The 4,170-nt window shown below is 61.1% G+C and carries 5 protein-coding genes; all 5 read left to right on the top strand.

Going from position 1 to position 4,170, the window contains the following annotated elements:
* Positions 1 to 628 (top strand): phosphate ABC transporter substrate-binding protein (locus VNM72_10790; GenBank protein ID HXF05886.1); only part of this gene is annotated, 628 nt, incomplete at its 5' end.
* Positions 628 to 1,593, top strand: a complete 966-nt coding sequence (pstC, locus tag VNM72_10795; GenBank protein ID HXF05887.1) for a phosphate ABC transporter permease subunit PstC — start codon at positions 628 to 630, stop codon at positions 1,591 to 1,593. The genes VNM72_10790 and pstC, both read left to right, overlap by 1 nt.
* Before the next feature lie 112 nt (positions 1,594 to 1,705).
* Entirely contained in the window at positions 1,706 to 2,689 is a 984-nt protein-coding gene (locus VNM72_10800; GenBank protein HXF05888.1) for a PstA family ABC transporter permease, read from the top strand.
* A gap of 2 nt (positions 2,690 to 2,691) precedes the next feature.
* The gene (pstB, locus tag VNM72_10805; GenBank protein ID HXF05889.1) at positions 2,692 to 3,528 is read left to right on the top strand and encodes a phosphate ABC transporter ATP-binding protein PstB; all 837 of its coding nucleotides are present in this window, start codon (positions 2,692 to 2,694) and stop codon (positions 3,526 to 3,528) included.
* 31 nt (positions 3,529 to 3,559) lie between these two features.
* The coding region (locus VNM72_10810; protein ID HXF05890.1) for a response regulator transcription factor at positions 3,560 to 4,170 on the top strand (611 nt) is incomplete at its 3' end.

The following is a 4,170-nucleotide window of genomic DNA, read 5'->3' on the forward strand; positions in this document are numbered from 1 at the left end:
GATGAAGCCGAGCGAAGCCGACCAGGTCAAGGCGCGATTCGGCACCGCCGTGATCGAGACGCCGGTTGCTCTGGACGGGCTGGCCGTATTTGTCCACGAATCAAATCCGGTCTCGGAACTGTCCCTCCGGCAATTGCGGGACATTTATACCGGCCGGATCACCTCCTGGAAACAGGTCGGCGGGCGCGATGAACCGATTGTCCTCTACAGCCGCGAGAATAATTCCGGCACCTATCTCTACTTCAAGGAGCATGTGCTGGAGAACGCCGATTTCGCGCCGACGGCGCAAAACCTTCCCGGCACGGCGGCAGTGATCAATGCGGTCGCCCATGATCCCAACGCCATCGGCTACGGGGGTATCGCCTATGGCAAGGGGATCAAGCACGTCAAGGTGAAAAAGACCGATACATCACCGGCGATTGAACCGACCTTGGACAACGTCGTACGGGGGATCTATCCGATCAGTCGCGCCCTTTATTTTTACACAGCGGGCCGGCCGAAGAATCCCGTGGCCCTGGACTTCATCCGCTGGGTTCTGTCGCCCGAAGGCCAGGCGGTGGTGTCGGAGGTCGGCTATTATCCCCTGCCGGAGGCCGAGCGCCTGAAAGCAGCCGCCCAATGGAACTGATGTGGCACAGGGAGGAACGATCTCGATCCGACGAGCAGCGGCGCCGGATGGATCGCTTCGCCCGAAGGGTGATCTTCGCCGTCGCGCTGACGGCGGTGGTGATCATCGCGTTGATCTTCGTCTTTATCTTCAACGAGGCGTTGCCGGTTCTCACCGATCCCGCCATCATGGAGCAAGCGAATCTGCGCCAGTTCTTCTGGCCGGCGGAGGGAGCGGAACAGGCGAGTCGGTACATGTGGCAGCCCGTTGGGACCGTCCCCAAATACAGTCTCATTCCTCTGATTGTGGGGACGCTCAAGACGACGCTCCTGGCGCTGGTGATCGCCGCACCGCTGGCCATTGCGGCGGCGCTCTATACATCCGAGTTTGCCCCGAGGCGATGGCGCGAGACGATCAAGCCGGTGATTGAGCTTCTGGCGGGCATCCCTTCGGTCGTGCTGGGGTTCTTCGCCCTGGTGGTGCTGGCCAGTTGGTTGCAGCAGCTCTTTGGCTTCGAGTCGCGCCTCAATGCGGTGACTGCCGGGACCGCCCTCGCATTGGCACTCATCCCCATCATTTATACTGTTTGCGATGATGCTCTGAATGCGGTTCCGTCCAGCTATCGAGAGGCGAGCCTCGCCCTCGGCGCGTCGAGATGGCAGACGGCGATTGGGGTGGTTTTGCCCGCCGCTCGCCCGGGCATCTTCGCCGCGCTTTTGCTTGGATTCGGTCGAGCGATCGGGGAAACGATGATTGTCCTCATGGCCTCGGGCAATGCGGCTATCGTTTCTGCCGATGTGACGGACTCGGTGCGCACGCTCTCGGCCACAATTGCCGCCGAACTCGGTGAAGTCGTCTTCGGCGAGCCGCACTATCACACGCTCTTTTTCATCGGTGCCCTTTTGTTCGTCACGACCTTCATCATCAACTCGTGTGGGGCTTATGTCATTCGTCGAACCCAGCGACGCCTCGAGGGGAGCGCCTGAACGCCTCCTCTCCTTGAGCCCGGTGGGCGCGCAGCGTCGTCCCCCGGTGACGGGTTCCCCGGCAACGCTCGATTGTCGGGGCGGGCGAATGCCTCTGTCCCACGGGCCCTCGATGAGTCGCTGGCTGAGAGATTCCCTGCCGGTCGGTCTCTTGCTGACGGCGTGCCTCATCATCGGAACGATGCTGGCCATTCTCATCGGCACGATCGTCTTCAACGGAATCGGTCGCCTGAGTTGGGACTTCCTCACCGGTGCTCCCCGCGAGGGGATGATGGCTGGCGGGATCTTCCCGGCAATCTTTGGGACGGCGGCCCTTGTCTTGCTGATGACGATTGCCGGAGTTCCCATCGGAGTGATCACGGCCATCTTTCTGAGCGAACTGACGCCGAGGGCGGATGCGCGTTCGCTGTGGCGAAAGATGCAGGCGGCATCGCATCCCCGCGAGCGCAGGCAGTACCGTATCGAATGGGTTCATGCTCTGGCGGCGTCGGCCATTCGAGCGGCCGTGGCCAATCTGGCCGGGGTTCCCTCGATCGTCTTCGGGTTGTTCGGCCTGGGATTCTTCATTCATTTCGTCGGGGGAGCCATTGACGCGGCATTCTATCAGGGGGAGTTGACGTATCGTCAGCCGGGGATTCTCTGGGCGGCCTTGACGATGGCCGCGCTCACGCTGCCGGTGGTGATTGTGACCACCGATGAAGCCCTCCGGGCGGTCCCTCAGGAACTGCGCGAGGCCAGCCTCGCCCTGGGAGCCACGCGATGGCAAACGATCATTCATGTTGTTCTCCCGGAAGCGCTGCCGGGGATTCTGACGGGGACGATTCTCGCCATCAGTCGAGGGGCCAGTGAAGTCGCGCCCGTGCTCTTCACCGGAGCGGCCTACTTCCTGCCGTCGCTTCCCACCCATCTCAACGATCAATTCATGCATCTGGGGTATCATGTTTTCATCCTGGCCACGCAATCACCCGACGTGGAGCAAGCCAAGCCGCTTCTGTACGGCACCGTCCTTGTGTTGTTGATGTTGACCTGTGCTCTTAATCTCGTGGGCATCCTCCTTCGCGCCCGCGTCCGATACCGACTCCGTGAGCGGAGGTAGCTATGGCAACACCGACAATAGCTTTCCCGCCGTATTGGGCCCGAGAGGCCCAGCCCGAACCCAGCGAAACGGCGGCTTCTTCAACAGCGCTCATTCAGGTTGAGCGTCTCAGCGTGTTCTACGGCCAGACGGCCGTGCTGCAGGACATCACGCTGACGTTCGCCGAACGGCGAGTGACGGCGCTCATCGGTCCGTCCGGCTGTGGTAAGACGACGTTTCTCCGAGCCCTCAATCGGATGAACGATGTGATTCCGACGGCCCGGACGCAGGGTCGCGTCCTGCTCAACGGGGAGAATATTTACGATCCGGGGGTTGACGTCATCCGGTTGCGCCAGCGCGTAGGCATGGTCTTTCAGAAACCCAATCCCTTCCCCAAATCCATTTTTGACAATGTCGCCTACGGGCTCCGGGTGAACGGCCTGGTGCGGTCTCGAGCGGAACTTGAAGAGCGGGTGGAGGGGAGTCTCCGTCAGGCGGCTCTCTGGGACGAGGTGAAAGATCGGCTCCATCATTCGGCTTTGACGCTGTCGGGGGGCCAGCAGCAACGGCTGTGTATTGCCCGGGCGCTGGCGGTTCAACCCGACGTGCTGCTGATGGACGAGCCGGCATCGGCGCTCGATCCCATCGCCACCGAGAAGATCGAACAGTTGATCCTCGATTTGAAAAAATCCTACACGCTCATCATCGTCACCCATAATCTCCAGCAAGCCGCCCGTGTATCCGATGATACTGCTTTCTTTTGGCTTGGCCGTCTTGTAGAATTCAATACCACCGACGCGCTGTTTGCCGCTCCGAGGGAGAAGCTGACGGAGGATTATCTCACGGGGCGATTCGGATGAAGCATCAGCGAGGGAGTCGGTGGCCGTCGCGATGAAACGCACGATTCTCATCATCGAAGACGACGCCGAGTTGGCCGAGCTGCTGAAATATCATCTCGAACGCAGCGGCGATTATCGGGTGGATGTGGCGCTCACGGGCCAGGCGGGCCTGGACGCGCTCCGGGAGCGCGTGCCCAACCTGCTCATTCTCGATATCAATCTCCCGGAGATGAGCGGCTTCGAGCTGTGCCGGAAGATTCGCACCGAAGCCACGACGAGCCATCTCCCCATCATTTTGCTCACGGCGCGAACGAGCGAGCCGGACAAAGTCCTCGGCCTCACCCTCGGAGCCGATGATTATGTGACCAAACCCTTCAGCCTGCGCGAGCTGGAAGCCCGCATTCAAGCGCTGCTGCGTCGGGTCGAAGGCGCTACCGTCAGTTCGGTCTATGATGATGGCGTCCTCTATGTTGACCACAAGAATTTCCTGGTGAAGGTCTCCGGGGAGGAAGTCAAGCTCACCCGCAAGGAGTTCGCCCTCCTGTCGCTGCTCGTGCAGAGTCGGGGCCGCACGCTCACCCGGGATTACCTGCTGGATCGGATCTGGGGACTTCAATACTACGGCGACTCCCGCACGCTCGATGTGCACATTCGCAATCTTCG

Source organism: Blastocatellia bacterium (assembly GCA_035573895.1).
Taxonomy (GTDB): Bacteria; Acidobacteriota; Blastocatellia; order HR10; family HR10; genus DATLZR01.